Genomic DNA, 15,764 nt, shown 5'->3' on the forward strand with positions numbered 1-15,764 from the left:
AACTTCCCAAACTTGTATCGATAAAAATATCAAACTTAAAAGCTATTCTTGTAGTATTGGGTGTAAAGTTTTTATCATTATATATTATTTTATTAATGTTTAATGGGTTATTTTGCATTTATGGCTAGATTAAAGAAAAATATTATTTGTACTTTTAAGTCTATTAATATAGGAGATTTATGTATACGGAAGATAATATAACACGAAGCAAGGAAATCTGTAAAAACTACTTGATCTTCTTGGACAATCACATAGACGATGTGATAGCCGGTCGTAAAATGGAATTTTTAGAAATCAATGAGATTGCTTCAGAATTGGCAATATCACATACCCACTTGACAGATGTGGTAAAACTGGAGATGGGAAATCATCCATGTTACTTCTACGATTTAAAGATCATTGATAGGGCAAAAGAAATGCTTGTCCATAGTCAGTTGCCCATTGCGAAAATTGCCGCGGCATTAACATATGACCCCTCTAATTTCTCCAAATTCTTCAAAAAATGGACTGGCGTTACTCCAGGGCATTTTAGGCAAAATTTTTTGGAAAGCTAATCTTCCGAAAAGTTCACCATATAGATATAATTCCGAATATTGAATTTTGTATTGTAATCTTAAAATTATACTATGGCAACACATGATTTAAAAGGAAAGGTTGTTTTGATCGCCGGTGGCGGTAAGAACCTTGGTGGACTATTAAGTAGAGATTTTGCTTCAAAAGGAGCAAAGCTTGCAATACATTATAACAGCGAAAGCTCAAAGGTGGAAAGCGAAAAAACTTTGGCAGAAGTCCAAAGTTTAGGCGCAGAGGCATTTTTGTATCAGGGCGATTTAACGAAAGTTGAAAATGTAAGCCGTTTTTTCGACGAAGCAATAGCTAAATTTGGAGGAATTGATATCGCTATCAATACTGTTGGGATGGTGCTAAAAAAGCCGTTTACTGAAACTACGGAAGAAGAATATGATATCATGTTTGGAATCAATTCAAAATCAGCCTATTTTTTCCTTCAAGAAGCTGGGAAAAAATTGAATGACAATGGAAAGATTTGTACGATAGTTACATCTTTATTGGCTGCATATACGGGATTATATTCTACCTATGCGGGAGCCAAAGCTCCTGTTGAACATTTTACAAGAGCTGCATCTAAAGAATTTGGGTCAAGGGGAATTTCTGTTACGGCTGTTGCCCCTGGTCCCATGGATACTCCTTTCTTCTATGGCCAGGAAACTCCAGATGCTGTAGCCTATCACAAATCAGCGTCGGCGCTTGGTGGATTGACAAAAATAGAAGATATCGCCCCACTAGTCGAATTTTTGGTTACTGATGGTTGGTGGATCACAGGACAAACAATTTTTGCAAACGGTGGTTATACCACTAGATAGTCAATGAAAAACCAGCTGTTTATAAAAATACCGCTGGTTTTTTTATTTCGCTATTGATACTACGGTATTATTGGTATGCAAACTAATCTGTTGGATTATGGCCCTTTAATGTTATAACCATAAAATTAACCATTTAGAAAACACAATATGACACTAAAAATTATTAATGCTGCACTAATGATCATTGCCATATTTATGGGCCTTAAACAAGGATGGGCAATGCTTTCGGGCAAATCAGAAATGATAGCAATGTTTGGCAAATGGAACATCGGTAAAACAGGCTTGATGGTTATCGGGGCTACAACTATGCTAAGCGCACTGCTTATTATTTTTCCAAAAACCTTTATTTGGGGAAATTTCTTAATGGCAGCAGGTATTTTAATGATCATATGCCTTCACCTGCTTGATAGAGATCTAAAAGGCATGGCAATAGAATTACCATTTCTTTTGCTGAATCTTATCATTATTTATTTGCAGCATCCGTTGAAAGGATAGCCTAATAACAGTTTGGCAAACTTTAGGATCCCAGCCCTTATTTTCGAAACGGATTTTTAGGATTTCAATAGTGATTTAAAATGGTAAGCGAGAATATGTCTATTCCATAAGGGGCAAAAATGTATGCTATTTAAATGACATTTCATGGTTTTCACTATATATAGTGAAAACTAAGATGAAATCGCTTTATTTCATGAACTATTAAATTGATGCATTTTTTAAAAGTCTGATTATTTGACAGTTGTTTCTTTTGGACTCACTGTTGTTCCAGTCACCATATACAAAGAATTGATAAATTTTAAATTTAAAAAAAATGAAGATTTTAGTTATTGGAGGCACAGGATTGATTGGAACAAAAACTGTTGCTAAGTTGAGAACACTGGGGCATGAAGTCATTGCAGCATCCCCGAATACCGGTATAAATACGATTACGGGCGAAGGCTTAGCAGAGGCTGTGAACGGAGCCGAAGTTGTGATTGACCTAGCCAATTCACCATCATTTGCAGATAAGGATGTGATGGAGTTTTTTGAGACTTCTGGAAAAAATTTGCTGGCGGCCGAAATTAATGCTGGAGTTAAACATCATATTGCATTGTCTGTTGTCGGTACGGGCCGCCTCCAGGCAAGTGGATATTTTAGGGCAAAGCAAGTACAAGAGGATCTTATTGTCAAATCGGGCATTCCCTACACGATTATTCATTCCACGCAATTTTTGGAATTTTTAGGGGGCATCGTTGCTTCTGCACAGGATGGCGATGTGATCAATCTGTCGACTGCTAAAATACAACCGATCGCAGCCGAAGACGTTTCTTCTTTTGTGACCGAATTCGCACTTGGCCAACCTATGAATGGCATCGTCGAAATTGGTGGCCCCGAACAATTTGAACTTGCGGGCCTGGTGCAACAATATTTGCTCAAAACACAAAACCCCAAAAAAGTTGTTGGAAGTAAAGATGCCTTATATTTTGGTGCGCCCTTGGAAGAATTAACCTTAGTGCCTTCTGTGGATGCAAAATTGGGTAAGCTGACCTTTGAAGAATGGTTTCGCCTTATTGCTCAAAAATAAATATATTCTGATCCAAGGGCAGGCAATGTCCTTGGATTTTGAAGCCTATCTATCCCATCTTAACAAGATTATAACAATGAAGAGTTTTTATAACACCTTTACGAGCTCGTTGGGCCGAAAATTTACAATGGCATTGAGCGGACTGTTCCTTATCAGTTTTTTGCTGGTGCATATGTCGGTCAATGCACTCATATTTTATAATGATGGTGGAGCAACGTTTACAATTGGTGCACATTTTATGGCCACAAATCCCGTGATCAGGACCTTGGAAATCGTTCTTATTGTTGGATTTGTTCTCCATATCGTGCAAGGTCTTCTATTGTGGAAAAAAAATAGGGACGCGCGCCCCATCAAATATGCCTATCCATTGGCTACGCCTAAAATAAAATGGTATAGTAAGAGTATGACCTTGCTGGGGACACTTTTGCTTCTGTTTTTAGTTATACACACGTCCAACTTTTGGATACCAAATCGTATTCACCAGTTTCGTTATGATGAGGAACTGCCACTTTATGAAATGATGCTGGAGAAGTTTAGCAACCCGCTGGAAGTATTGGTTTATTTATTTGGTTGTGTCTCCCTGTTCTGGCACCTCTTGCATGGTTTTACCAGTGCTTTTACTTCGCTTGGACTATCGCATCGGCGGTACAACCGTTTTATAAAATGGATGGGGACGAGCTTTTCGGTAATTGTGCCGCTTGTATTATTCTTGATGCCACTGTCGATTTATTTTAAGTGGATAAATTGATTAAACAGAATTGCGTATATTCGAACTATAGCCAACTGCATAAACACATCAGTAAAAATGTAAGGGTACCGTCGTACCGCACTTCTGTATATCATGAAAGCAAATAAAACAACCAGTCCTAAAAATGAAGTGTCCAAGCCCAACATCGCATATTACCAAAAAGAACGCGAGATACTATTAGCATTGGGCAATGATCTAACTAAAGTTCGAGATAAAAATGATCTCATTCGGCTTTTTAAGGAAGGTATAAAAGGCTTATACTTTATTACCCATACCATTGTTACGACCATCGATTACAAAGACGACACCTACAGCCCCTTTCTTGTTGACAATGATGGGTCCCCGATTCGGGATCATCCACGTTATGCAGAAATGATAAAAGCCCGTTTTCCCCTTAATGAACCATTTATTCAGCGTGTATTGAATTCATGCGAGCCAGTTTCATTCGTATTATCGGATATCATGGATGATCCCAGAAGTCCAAAATTTCTGCGCGTCAATTATGAAAAAGGTGTACGTGAAATTTTAATGGCCAAATTGATGCGTGAGGGACACGCTATCGGCTTCCTTCATATTTATACCGATAAAATAAATGGCTTTAGCCAGAATTTCAGAGATGTCATCATTGGTATTATTCCACAGATATCGAGTGCGGTTTCCAATATTATAAAAAACGAAGAGCTGCTAAAAAGGGAAAAGGAGAAGACTTTTCTGCTCGAATTCAGTAGCCGAATGGCCGCTGTTCGGACCAAGGAAGAGTTAACGGAGACTGTTCGCGATGTCTTGAAGCAACTTAGCCCGACAGGAAGTTTTGTCGTTCGGCGAATCTGTGGTGATACGAAATCTTTTACAGAACCCTATATTTATGACTTCGGAACGCATCCCGTACCGAAAAACAGAGTGAATTGGTTTCAACAATTACCCCTCAATGATGGTTTACAGAATCGCATTTTAACGAGTGCCATACCTTTGTTATTTAGTGTAGACCGGGAAGTGCAGCGTGGTATTTCCTCAGGTTATCTCCAGTATTGGAAGTCTTTGGGGATAGCGACATTTACGGGGATACGTTTGCGGAATGGTGAGACAAATTTAGGTCTGTTGTTATTGGAGACAGCCGAAATTAACATCCCCTTACTCCAGAGCATTTGTGCGCAGATCTCAACAGCTATTTCCAATACGCTAGCGAATGAACAACTTGTTAAAAAGCAGGAAGAGCAATCTTTTTTATTAGATTTCAGCAATGATATTACCCAACTGCGGACAAAGCAAGATCTTCAGTCAGCTATCAGTCGCGTTTTGGACAAAACCCTGTCCACCCGGTTGTCCATGATTCGTGTGATCGAAGCCGATGGTATCCACTTATCTCCTTTTATGTATGATGCCACACTGTTTGCCGATGCAAAATCCGATTTTGATAAATTGGCAAGCAACCCGATTACAATTAATGAACTATATACTGCGCAAATATTGGCCAGCAAGGAAGGGCTGGTATTCAATGTTGAGGAGGAAATTAAAAAAGGAAACGACTATGCCCGATTATGGAAGACCACAGGGCGAAGGAATATGTATGGCCTGCCTTTGCGCATCGGTGAAAAAAATATCGGTACGATATGGTTGTTGGCGGATCAGCTTAATAAAATGCTAATTAAAGGCATCTGTTCACAGATTTCAATCGCTATTGATAATATCCGTGCTAATGAGCAACTATTGGCCTATAAAAAGAACCTGGAAATAGAAAATGATTACCTAAAAGAGCAGATCAAAACTATTTACAATTTTTCTGAAATCATCGGAAGTGGAGAAGCTATGCAGCAGGTATATCACCTGATGTCGCTCGTTGCAGGTACCGGCACTACCGTCTTGATAACGGGGGAAACCGGGACTGGAAAGGAGTTGGTCGCCCGGGGTATACATATATCCTCGGATCGAAAAGATAAAGTCATGGTAAAGGTAAATTGCGCGGCTTTGCCAGCCCATCTGATCGAAAGCGAATTATTCGGACACGAAAAAGGCGCATTTACAGGCGCCGTGGAACGCCGTATCGGTAAATTTGAACTGGCACATCAAAGTACACTTTTTTTGGATGAGATCGGAGAACTTCCCTTAGAAGCGCAATCAAAATTGTTGCGGATTATTCAGGAACGCGAATTGGAAAGGATCGGTGGGCAGCAGACCATAAAGATTGACGTCCGGCTTATTGCGGCGACCAACCGTAATTTGGAAGAAGAGGTAAAGGCAGGACGTTTTCGGGCCGACCTGTATTTCAGGCTCAATGTATTTCCTATACACCTACCGCCGCTACGTGAGCGAGTGGAAGATATCCCCCAGCTTACCGACTTTTTTATGCAGAAATATAGTCGCAATACAGGGCGTAAAATGAAGAAGATAGGATCAAAAGTAATTCAGCAATTGCGTAGCTATAGCTGGCCCGGAAATGTGCGCGAACTCGAACATTTGATTGAAAGGACAATTCTTTTGACCACAACTGCAGAGATTGATTATGTTTATCTCCCTAAGGTGCATGCCGAGTCTGGACAGGAAGAACTGCCGTATTTAAATTATTCACTCGATGAATTGGAACGCAATTATATTATCCAGGTTTTAAAGCGTTGTGCGGGGAAGATTTCGGGTCCGGGTAGTGCATCAGAAATTCTGCAGATTCCCGGCAACACCCTACATTCAAAAATGAAAAAACTAAATATTCGAAAGAGCGAGTATTTTACCTGATTGATTATCATTTTTTATAAGATATTGAACGATGTATATTGGAAGAACCTATAAAATAACCGAATTTCTTTTCTGGACGCGACGGAACCTGTTTTTGTTGCTCTTGATCAGTATTGTTCCAGTTGTGTTGTATGAATTATTGGGCCTTCAATGGCTGGTAGTACCCTGGCCAATAGTAGCGTTTTTAGGAACAGCAACAGCCTTTGTCGTCGGATTTAAAAACCAGCAGACGTATAATAGGACGTGGGAGGCACGTGACATTTGGGGACTCAAGATCGGCATGAGCAGGGCTTGGGCAATAATGTGCCGCGATTTTATCAAAGACCGCTATATTGCGCGGGAGATTGCATTTCGCCATTTGGCATGGCTCACATTGCTGCGGTATGAGTTACGCTCCAAGCGGGCTTGGGAAAATATTGATAAGTCTTATAATCGCGAATACGCTAGCTTCTATACGATTCCAGAACGGGAAATAGCCTTGCCAACAGTGCTACAAAAATATATGAGTAATGATGAACTTGAAAAAGTGATTTCTGCCAGTAATCCCCTGACACAGCTCATGAGTCTACAGAGCGCCGCACTGGTGAGCTTGTTTGATCGTGCTGAGCTTGACAATGCCCGTTTTTTCGAACTACATAAATATTTGCGTGAATTTTCTACGCTACAAGCCAGAAGTGAAAAAATAAAAAATTTTCCTTATCCCAGACAATATGCAACTGTCAATCGGATATTTGTTTGGCTTTTTTGTCTTCTGTTGCCTTTTGCTATGTTAAAGGAATTTAATTCATTTAATGAATTTACAACTGGATGGATGAAAGGCCACATGGTGTGGCTTGTCATACCATTTAGCATCATAATATCCTGGGTTTATACCTCATTAGATCAAGTGGGAGAGAGTACTGAAAATCCTTTTGAAGGCAGTCCCAATGATATCCCGATTTCTCACATGTGCGATCATATTGAGAATGAGATAAGAGATATATGGGGAGATGCGAAACCTGCTCAGACGATTGTTAATCAAAGTAATATTATGATGTGATAGTAACAGATGATCTCCATAAATCAGGTCAAAATCTTGCCTCCAGATTCCGTAAAAACAGACTTTATTCGATTTGGTGATTTATACCCTGAGGTGTGGGATATCATACCACATAATATAAATGAATAGAAAAATTCAACAGGATCAATTGTCTAAAAATGAGGCTTTGAGAATTGCTTTCTAAACTTTTTTTTCTATACTTGGGAAATTATAAATTCTAATCAAGTACCTTTTACGAGAAACATAGCTTTGAACCGAGACGATGTTGAACTGATTGAAGCGATCAATAATGCGGATCCCATTGCCTTTAAAAAGCTGTTTGATACGTATTGGGAAAAAGTGTACCGAACAGCATTACAAAAACTCCCGACCGAAGAAGACGCTTCTGATATTACGCAGGATGTCTTTTATATGATATGGAAAAATCGGGCTAACTGTGGCCAATTCCACAGAATGCAATAGACAGAAACAAAAATTTACTTCCGCAAAATCCCGGATGGTAATTCAATGAAACGAATGGATAGAAGAAGCTTTTTTAAAAAAAACGGCTTACTGGGCTTAGCTGTGATAGCGAGTAGGTTTCCGGTATGGTCAAACTCCATGTTTGCCTGGGATAATCCCATACATAACATTCCGGAGGAAAAAAATATTGACAAACAATGGATCGCCTCTTTATATGAAAGAGGCGATAAGATTGTCTACAGCAAGAGCAAGAACGAATTACGTTATATTGGTATGCCGATAGGTGGTCTGCATGCAGGCACAGTTTATATCGGCGGCGATGGGCGTTTATGGTTGTGGCAGATATTTAATACAGCTTATGACGGTGAACAGGAGGGAATAGAACCCAAAAATGTGCGGTGGAATAACGGTATGGAGCTTGTACATGTTCGCCCACGCGATGGTTCGGCCTATGTTGAGCCAGCTATTGCGGATAATCTCCGTAGTATGGAACAAGGGTTTGCTGTTTCCGTTTTTTTGAACGGTAAACATGTCGTCAAGGAACTGCGAGAAAATCATTGGGACGAAGTTCTTTTTGAGCCCACTTATCCGACTTGTCGTATAACCTATGTGAGTACTGATTTCCCCGTGGATGTAGTGCTCACTGCTTATTCGCCGTTTATTCCTCTGGATCAAGACAATTCTTCCTTACCCCTGACAACTTTGCACATCGAACTGCGCAACAAAGTGGAGACAGCCATTGAAGTAGTCCTTACGGGATGGATGGAAAATGGGGTACACAAAGGGCGTAAAGATTTTAAGGCGGTAAAAAAGGTGTCACAAGTCGTAGAAAGATCTGGTTTCAAAACGCTTAGCTACAGTTGCGATCAAGTGCCTGATATCGCCAAACAGGCCGGGGATTATGGGACAATGGCCTTTACCTGTATAGACCCTAAGGCGGAAGCCGTGACGAGACTTAAGGACTGGCCAATTGTGCCGCAAAACGTACAACCTGACACTAATGATTCGGTAGTAGATTTTTCCGAATTTCAGGTAGGTGCTTTTACCGTACGGCGTACACTTAAAGTGAAAGAAAATAGTCATAGTTCTTTTGCCATTTCCTGGCATTTTAATAACCCTCATCCAAAGTTGCAGCAGCATATCAAAGATGCTAAAGATGGCTATTGGTATGGTACAAAATTTAAAGATGCAACGTCGGTGATAGCATATTATCTGACAAATAAGGAAAAACTTGATGCAGAAACCTGGGCTTGGCAACAAACCTGGAATAATACAACACTGCCCCATTGGTTTATGGATCGGACATTTGTCAATATCGGCACGTTGGCTACGGCAAATACCATGCGTTTCGCCTCCGGAAGGTTTTGGGGTTGGGAGGGTGTCGGATCTTGCGCGGGGACCTGTACCCATGTTTGGCAGTATGGACAGTCTATGGGACGCCTATTCCCTGATATTGAGCGCAATTTACGGGAGGTTACCGACCTGGGGGTGGGATTTCAGCCCGAAACCGGTGCAATTATCTTCCGGGCAGAATACGAAAAAAGGCCCGCCATCGATGGGCAGGCAGGTGTTATCCTGCGTTTTTATCGGGACCATCAGACCAGCAAGGACAGTACGTTTTTACAACGAAACTGGCCGAAACTGAAGCAGGCCGTCCAATTTATTCTTAACCAGGATAAAAATGCTGATGGAATGACCGATACACCAATGGAAAATACATTGGATGCGGTTTGGGAAGGTGAAATTGCCTGGATTGTGGGCCTATGTCTTGCAGCCGTGCAGTCCGCGGCGTATATGGCCAATGAAGTAGGCGATAAAAAATTTGAGCAGACCTGTTTGGATTATGTCAAAAAGGGAGCAGAAAATATGGATAAGGAGCTCTTTAATGGCGAGTACTATATCCATCGTCCGGACGCTGTGCTCGGAAGGAAGAAATTAGGATCGTATAATACCTGTCACATCGATCAGGTATATGGGCAGGCCTGGTGCTTTCAGGTCGATATGCCACGCATCAATAATAAGGAAAAAACAATCTCCGCATTGAAAGCGTTATGGAAATATAATTTTACAATAGACGTAGGTCCATATATTAAGACACATGTTGGTGGCAGACCTTATGCGCTAGCTGGGGAGGGAGGAATGGTGTTGAATACCAACCCTAAAAACGAAGATAAAGCCTATGGTGATAATACCACTTGGCAACTGGGCTATTTTCATGAATGCATGAGTGGATTTGAACATCAGGTTGCAGCACATATGATGGCGGAGGGTATGACCGATGAAAGTCTAATACTTACTAGAGTAATACATGATCGTTATCATGCAGCAAAACGAAATCCATTTAATGAAATAGAATGCAGTGATCATTATGCACGTGCCATGGCAAGTTATGGTACATTTATCAATGCCTGTGGTTTCATTTACCATGGCCCCAAAGGGCGGATTGGTTTTGCACCCAAAATTGGGGCAGCTGACTTTAAAGCACCTTTTACAACAGCCATGGGTTGGGGAACTTATTCGCAACAAAAGCAGGCAGGAAAATGTGAGTGTCAGTTGACACTACATTATGGACAGTTGGTCCTCAACGAATTCCATTTGGGAAATTCCACTGATCTCGCTACTGATAAGAAAAAGGTAAGGGTTTTGCAGAACGAAAAGCCCATCGCAGTTGCCGAGTTAAAACGTACAAACGAACGTCTGGTCGTTGTTTTCAAGGATAAGCTGACTATTAATAAAGGCGATAAATTAAAAATACAATGGTTATGAAAATAAGGCTAAGCAATTTATTGTTGATTTTTTCTTTCTGCGTGCTTATTGGCTGTAACTCATCTCCGCGTCATTTAGGGGATCCGGTTCCAAAGCAAGGCTGGCATGAAGCATTTTCGCAAAAGCTGCCCTTGCTGGGCCACCGCAATTGGGTGTTGGTTGTCGACAAAGCCTACCCGGCCCCGGCAGGAGAAAATATTATTGTCATTGACACAGAAAAACCAATGGCGGAAGTCCTGGGAGGGGTCGTCGGATTGATCAATCAGCAAGCTCATATCAGACCTATTTTCTATGCTGATAAAGAATTGCAATACTTAGATGAAAATATTGCACCAGGCCTAAAAGATTATAAAACTAGCTTGGATACCATATTTAAGCACATTATACCACAGCCATTGATACATGAGGATGTTTTTCGCAAAATGGATCAAGCAGCCTCCCTTTTTCAGGTTATTGTATTGAAAACGGAATCTTTGGTACCGTACAGCTCAATTTTTATTGAATTAGATTGTAAATACTGGGATGCTGGTCGCGAGAAAATTTTGCGAGACCGTATGGCAAATAAAACAAATTAACGGTAGCAAATTGTAAACTGCCCAGACATAACGAAGAATCCTGGTTTGTGAAATTTGGCTTTTTTTGTGCGCTTACCACGCGGTAAATGGTGCGACTGCAGTGCCTATAATCTGCCGTTACAGGACGTTGAAAATAATTTATATCGATAGGGTTAGTTATCTTTTTTGGGTAACGCTTTTTGATATGTTTTTTTTCGCAGCGAATAGCCCTCCTGAATTGCCGAGAAGCGATAAAGCACGCTGATCCCTAGATTATTTAACCATCAGGTTAGCTTCGAATAATTAATTATTTATAATTAGTCTAATTAATTTCAATTAAACATGAAATAGTACTATATTCGGTTCCATAAATTTTTTATGGGAATGAAATCTATACATATTGCTGTAGCGATGCTGTCGCTTACTGGTGCCGCCAATGCGCAGACGGCCAGTATCTTTGGAAAGATTACGACGCAGGATGGGAATCCGGCGGAATCAGTCAACCTAACCATTAAGGGAACGAATAGAAGGACACAGACAGATAAAAATGGTCATTACAAATTTGATCGCCTAAAGCCGGGGAGCTACCAACTCATCACGAGTTTTACGGGTTTAAATTCTATTGAGAAACCAGTAACCCTCGAGGGGAATAAACCTACCGTACTTGACTTTGTACTCGATGAAAACTATGCACAGTTGCAGGAGGTACTGGTATCTGCCTTAAAATCCAACCGGACGGTTAGCTCTGTCGCCAAAATGCCGCTGAGCAATCTAGAGAACCCGCAGGTGTATACGACAGTCTCCCATGCAATAATGAAACAACAGGCAATCACAAATTTTGATGATGCTTTGCTGCGCAATGTCTCGGGTATCAGCCGCACCTGGGAATCGACCGGTAGGGCCGGCGATGGGGGAGCCTATTTCTCGCTACGCGGTTTCGAGGCGCAGAGCAATCTCGTCAATGGGCTTCCGGGTTTGTCGAGTGGTATCTTGGATCCGGCCGGCGTAGAGGAGATACAGGTGCTCAAAGGGCCTTCGGGTACGCTTTTCGGAGCGAGCTTTTACGGTTATGGCGGGGTGATCAATACCATCACCAAAAAGCCTTACTTTGATTTCGGCGGTGAAGTTACCTACAACTATGGCAGCAATGATCTGCACCGTGCAACGGTCGATCTCAACTCACCTTTGAATAAAAGTAAGACTGTCGCCCTCCGGGTCAACTCGGCCTTTCACCGCGAGCATAGTTTTCAGGATGCGGGTTTTAAAAACTCCTTCTACTTTGCGCCTTCGCTGACCTATAAGGTCAATGACAGGCTGACGGTCAACCTGATGGCTGAGCTCCTCGATATGAAAAGGGCCGTCGCGCCAGTTTTCTTCCATTCGGACCGCGTGGCTCCCCTAACCTTTAAAAATATCGCCGAACTGAACCTCAATCCCAAACTGTCCTTTACCAGCAACGATCTGGCCATCAAAAATCCGCGCACTAACGTGCAGGGAGAGGTGCTCTATAAGATCAATGAGCAGTGGAACTCACAGACCGTTGTCTCCATGGGCAATGTGAAATCTGATGGGATCTACAGCTATATCTGGGGAAATCAACCCGGTGACAGTTTTTTTGACCAGTATTTTCACAATGAGAATCAGAAGACCAGAACCTTTGACATACAGCAGAATTTTAACGGCGACTTTAAACTAGCGGGTTTGAGAAACAGGCTTCTGGTCGGTGTGGACTATTTTGTGCGCGATGTCAAGGAAAATGGCTCGGGCTGGGGTCTGGGACGCCGGGTAAATCCGCAGGGACTGATCAAGGGACCGCTGAATGAAAATAAGGATGAGTTGCCGGCGGTTCCACTGACCAGGCAGGCGATCGACCAGCTGCTGGCAGGTACTGAGGCGGGCGATCCATCACATATCAAGAACAGCTCTTTCAGCGTCTATGCTTCGGATCTATTGGATCTGACCGACCGGCTTTCGCTGATGGCGAGTTTACGGGCGGATTACTTTGATTCAAAGGGCGAGGTTTCCGATGCGGATGACAATTATAGCCAGTGGGCACTTTCTCCAAAGTTGGGCTTGGTCTATCAGATAGTCAAGGATCGCGTTTCACTGTTCGCCAATTATATGAATGCATTTTACAATGTCGCGCCAACTATTCAATACAATGCTGATAATGTCAAGACCGGCGTACAGTCTTTTAAGCCGGAGCGGGCCAACCAGTGGGAGCTGGGTACCAAGGCGAGCCTGATTAAGGACAAGCTATGGACCACCTTGGCCCTCTACGATATCACGGTGGCCAATCGGGTGTATAGCACACCGACAGGCAAGATACAGGGCGGAAAGGTTGAGAGCAAGGGATTTGATTTTGACATCGAAGCGATACCATATGCAGGTTTCTCGGTCAAAGCCGGATTCAGTTACAACCATATTGCGGTCATCGCCGGTAATGGAAATGATTTCTACAACGAAGAGGGGCGGGCTCCAGGTGGACAGGGACCGAGTACATTGGCCAATGTTTGGGGATCTTACCAGATTCAGAACGGTAAACTAAAAAATCTGGGCATTGGCCTCGGCGGTAACTATGGCGGCAAGTATAAGGTCATCGACAATAGCGTAACCGGTGTATTTGAGCTTCCAAGTTATGCTCTTTTGAATGGAACGGTATACTATAGCTTCAACAAATTCCGCGTGAATTTCAACCTCAATAATATCAACAACAAGCAATATTATATCGGTTACTGGTCTGTTAATCCGCAGCAACGCAGAAACTTCGTGGCGACAGTTTCCTACCGATTGTAATCGCCAATAAAAATGAAAGATGAGGTTCTTCACTTCAACTTTTGCATAGGTCTTTGAATCGTATTCAGAGACCTATTTAATTTATTGACAATCCAATGAGCTCCATTATCAAGCTATTGCTACCAGCTTGTTTTCTAAACCCATCGAATTCGACAGGTTTAGAATTCTTTTTAGTCAAAATCAAAGAGATCGGAGAGGAAAGATTTCTTCTTTCGCCCATGTGGATATTTGTGATTGTCCGTATAGCCGTCACTATCACGGTAGTGTTGCTTTGATTGATAATTTTCTCTTTCGTACTTATTGAAATCGCTAACATCTTTATGCTGAGGTTGGCTGCTGTCGATATTATTGCTGGCTTGTTCCAGTAATTTATCCAGTTCTCCTTTATCCAGCCATATTCCTCTGCAGTTTGGGCAGTAATCTATTTCAATTCGGTGACGTTCCGTCATCAGTAGTGTTTCGTTACAGTTTGGACATTTCATATTTTTCGAATATTAATGAATTTACAATATAATTAAAATTATAAAACCAATTGCCTTGTCCCGCTATTATTTAGCAATTTTTAACGTAGTGGTTTCAATCCACAATTTTTTGGAATTATATAAGATACAAACAATAATATCGGATTTATACGCCAGTAGGGTTTGAATCCGAAAGTTTTTTTAACGCCTTATTTTCCGATCGTATATTTAAAAATTCAACCAGGACAGAAAATGCCATGGCAAAATAGATGTACCCTTTTGGAATATGCTGGTCGAATGCTTCTGCTGTTAAAGAAACACCTATAAGCAATAGAAATGCTAAAGCCAGCATTTTAACGGATGGATGGTTATTTACAAATCTGCTAATAGGTTCTGCCGAGAACATCATAATTGCTACCGCTACGATTACTGCGGCGATCATTACACCGATTCGGTCGACCATTCCTACTGCTGTGATTACCGAATCGAGGGAGAATACAAGGTCGAGGATAAGTATTTGGATAATAATGTTAGAGAAAGTTACCTTTTTAAGTTTTGTTGTGCCTGTTTCGATATGCCCTTCGACACGATGGTGGATTTCGGTTGTGGATTTATAAATCAGGAACATCCCTCCAAAAAATAATATAAGATCCCGGCCTGAAAGCGAAAGGTATCTGATGATTGCCGGATTATCCGTATTGAACCAGCCCGCAATATCCAAGATTGTAGCTGTTAGGCCCATGACCCATTTAATCGAAAATAAGAGCGCTACGCGCATTACCAATGCTAATGCAAGACCCAATTGACGGGCCTTTTTCTGTTGTTCGAGCGGAAGCTTACTGCTTTGTATTGAAATAAATACGATGTTGTCAATGCCCAGAACAATTTCCAGCACAGTTAAAGTAAAAAATGAGATCCAAATTTGCGGGTCAGTAATCCATTCCATAGTCGGTGATTTTTTATTTTGTTAATTTCAAAAAAAGTAGTCGATTTGCCTTTTAGGGCAAATCATTATTGCATTCTTGCCTTCGTCTTTGGCTTGATCAATTCCCCATTTCATCGGAAGTTCTTGAGTTGAGCTGTGTTTAAGATAGCTCGATGCCAATTCCAAAGAATAAGGCTTTTTGGTGCCGTTATTTTCCATACATATTATATCTATAAGCAAAGTCGTACACAGAATGTTTGGATTTTTATAAAATCTCTCTCGTATGATGTCAGATCTATTTGTTGACGAAATTGAACTAAATCCCGGTACTATCATCAATCGA

The 15,764-nt window shown here is 41.4% G+C and carries 15 protein-coding genes; 12 read left to right on the forward strand and 3 right to left on the reverse strand.

The annotated features are described in order from the left end of the window. Positions 1-179: 179 nt before the first annotated feature. The 12 genes from BWD42_RS11475 (at position 180) to BWD42_RS11525 (ending at position 14,035) form a co-directional block, all read left to right on the forward strand. Entirely contained in the window at positions 180-554 is a 375-nt protein-coding gene (locus BWD42_RS11475) for a helix-turn-helix domain-containing protein (protein WP_077436400.1), read from the forward strand. A gap of 72 nt (positions 555-626) precedes the next feature. Next, entirely contained in the window at positions 627-1,382 is a 756-nt protein-coding gene (locus tag BWD42_RS11480; RefSeq protein WP_077436402.1) for an SDR family oxidoreductase, read from the forward strand. 147 nt (positions 1,383-1,529) lie between these two features. After that, positions 1,530-1,877, forward strand: coding sequence for a hypothetical protein (locus tag BWD42_RS11485; protein WP_077436404.1), 348 nt, complete (start codon positions 1,530-1,532; stop codon positions 1,875-1,877). Positions 1,878-2,190: 313 nt separating this feature from the next. Then, complete coding sequence (locus BWD42_RS11490) at positions 2,191-2,943, forward strand: SDR family oxidoreductase (protein ID WP_077436406.1); 753 nt, start codon at positions 2,191-2,193, stop codon at positions 2,941-2,943. 76 nt (positions 2,944-3,019) lie between these two features. Beyond that, positions 3,020-3,691 (forward strand): succinate dehydrogenase cytochrome b subunit, encoded by a 672-nt coding sequence (locus BWD42_RS11495; RefSeq protein WP_077436985.1) that lies wholly within the window; start codon positions 3,020-3,022, stop codon positions 3,689-3,691. Positions 3,692-3,784: 93 nt separating this feature from the next. Beyond that, positions 3,785-6,418 carry a sigma 54-interacting transcriptional regulator gene (locus BWD42_RS11500; RefSeq protein ID WP_077436408.1) on the forward strand — a complete coding sequence of 878 codons (2,634 nt, stop codon included), beginning with the start codon at positions 3,785-3,787 and terminating at the stop codon, positions 6,416-6,418. A 31-nt stretch (positions 6,419-6,449) separates the two neighbouring features. Beyond that, positions 6,450-7,457: a bestrophin family protein gene (locus tag BWD42_RS11505; protein WP_077436410.1), complete on the forward strand. Its 1,008-nt coding sequence runs from the start codon at positions 6,450-6,452 to the stop codon at positions 7,455-7,457. 249 nt (positions 7,458-7,706) lie between these two features. Beyond that, positions 7,707-7,919, forward strand: a complete 213-nt coding sequence (locus BWD42_RS11510) for an RNA polymerase sigma factor (protein ID WP_077436412.1) — start codon at positions 7,707-7,709, stop codon at positions 7,917-7,919. Next, on the forward strand, positions 7,916-7,960 hold the full coding sequence (locus BWD42_RS25200; RefSeq protein WP_410528287.1) for a hypothetical protein: 45 nt from the start codon (positions 7,916-7,918) through the stop codon (positions 7,958-7,960). The genes BWD42_RS11510 and BWD42_RS25200 overlap by 4 nt, the downstream gene beginning before the upstream one ends. Before the next feature lie 13 nt (positions 7,961-7,973). Continuing rightward, positions 7,974-10,685, forward strand: a complete 2,712-nt coding sequence (locus BWD42_RS11515; protein WP_217700059.1) for a GH116 family glycosyl hydrolase — start codon at positions 7,974-7,976, stop codon at positions 10,683-10,685. Continuing rightward, on the forward strand, positions 10,682-11,260 hold the full coding sequence (locus tag BWD42_RS11520; RefSeq protein WP_077436416.1) for a hypothetical protein: 579 nt from the start codon (positions 10,682-10,684) through the stop codon (positions 11,258-11,260). The genes BWD42_RS11515 and BWD42_RS11520 overlap by 4 nt, the downstream gene beginning before the upstream one ends. Positions 11,261-11,623: 363 nt before the next feature. Further along, positions 11,624-14,035 carry a TonB-dependent receptor gene (locus BWD42_RS11525; protein ID WP_139351124.1) on the forward strand — a complete coding sequence of 804 codons (2,412 nt, stop codon included), beginning with the start codon at positions 11,624-11,626 and terminating at the stop codon, positions 14,033-14,035. A gap of 170 nt (positions 14,036-14,205) precedes the next feature. Here the strand turns inward: BWD42_RS11525 and BWD42_RS11530 are convergent, their stop codons facing one another. From BWD42_RS11530 to BWD42_RS24720, 3 genes are all read right to left on the reverse strand, one after another. Continuing rightward, positions 14,206-14,517: a zf-TFIIB domain-containing protein gene (locus BWD42_RS11530; protein ID WP_077436420.1), complete on the reverse strand. Its 312-nt coding sequence runs from the start codon at positions 14,515-14,517 to the stop codon at positions 14,206-14,208. A gap of 145 nt (positions 14,518-14,662) precedes the next feature. Beyond that, positions 14,663-15,442, reverse strand: a complete 780-nt coding sequence (locus BWD42_RS11535; protein ID WP_077436422.1) for a TerC family protein — start codon at positions 15,440-15,442, stop codon at positions 14,663-14,665. A 27-nt stretch (positions 15,443-15,469) separates the two neighbouring features. Beyond that, entirely contained in the window at positions 15,470-15,640 is a 171-nt protein-coding gene (locus BWD42_RS24720; RefSeq protein ID WP_175992035.1) for a hypothetical protein, read from the reverse strand. Positions 15,641-15,764 lie beyond the last annotated feature (124 nt).

Origin of the sequence: Sphingobacterium sp. CZ-UAM, assembly GCF_002000245.1 — a bacterium.
Lineage (GTDB): Bacteria > Bacteroidota > Bacteroidia > Sphingobacteriales > Sphingobacteriaceae > Sphingobacterium.

Excerpts from the sequence above, each read along its gene's own strand:
- BWD42_RS11475 (WP_077436400.1), top strand. The coding sequence starts at position 180 with ATGTATACGGAAGATAATATAACACGAAGCAAGGAAATCTGTAAAAAC.
- BWD42_RS11480 (WP_077436402.1), top strand. The coding sequence starts at position 627 with ATGGCAACACATGATTTAAAAGGAAAGGTTGTTTTGATCGCCGGTGGC.
- BWD42_RS11485 (WP_077436404.1), top strand. The coding sequence starts at position 1,530 with ATGACACTAAAAATTATTAATGCTGCACTAATGATCATTGCCATATTT.
- BWD42_RS11490 (WP_077436406.1), top strand. The coding sequence starts at position 2,191 with ATGAAGATTTTAGTTATTGGAGGCACAGGATTGATTGGAACAAAAACT.
- BWD42_RS11495 (WP_077436985.1), top strand. The coding sequence starts at position 3,020 with ATGAAGAGTTTTTATAACACCTTTACGAGCTCGTTGGGCCGAAAATTT.
- BWD42_RS11500 (WP_077436408.1), top strand. The coding sequence starts at position 3,785 with ATGAAAGCAAATAAAACAACCAGTCCTAAAAATGAAGTGTCCAAGCCC.
- BWD42_RS11505 (WP_077436410.1), top strand. The coding sequence starts at position 6,450 with ATGTATATTGGAAGAACCTATAAAATAACCGAATTTCTTTTCTGGACG.
- BWD42_RS11515 (WP_217700059.1), top strand. The coding sequence starts at position 7,974 with ATGGATAGAAGAAGCTTTTTTAAAAAAAACGGCTTACTGGGCTTAGCT.
- BWD42_RS11520 (WP_077436416.1), top strand. The coding sequence starts at position 10,682 with ATGAAAATAAGGCTAAGCAATTTATTGTTGATTTTTTCTTTCTGCGTG.
- BWD42_RS11525 (WP_139351124.1), top strand. The coding sequence starts at position 11,624 with ATGAAATCTATACATATTGCTGTAGCGATGCTGTCGCTTACTGGTGCC.
- BWD42_RS11530 (WP_077436420.1), bottom strand. The coding sequence starts at position 14,517 with ATGAAATGTCCAAACTGTAACGAAACACTACTGATGACGGAACGTCAC.
- BWD42_RS11535 (WP_077436422.1), bottom strand. The coding sequence starts at position 15,442 with ATGGAATGGATTACTGACCCGCAAATTTGGATCTCATTTTTTACTTTA.
- BWD42_RS24720 (WP_175992035.1), bottom strand. The coding sequence starts at position 15,640 with ATGGAAAATAACGGCACCAAAAAGCCTTATTCTTTGGAATTGGCATCG.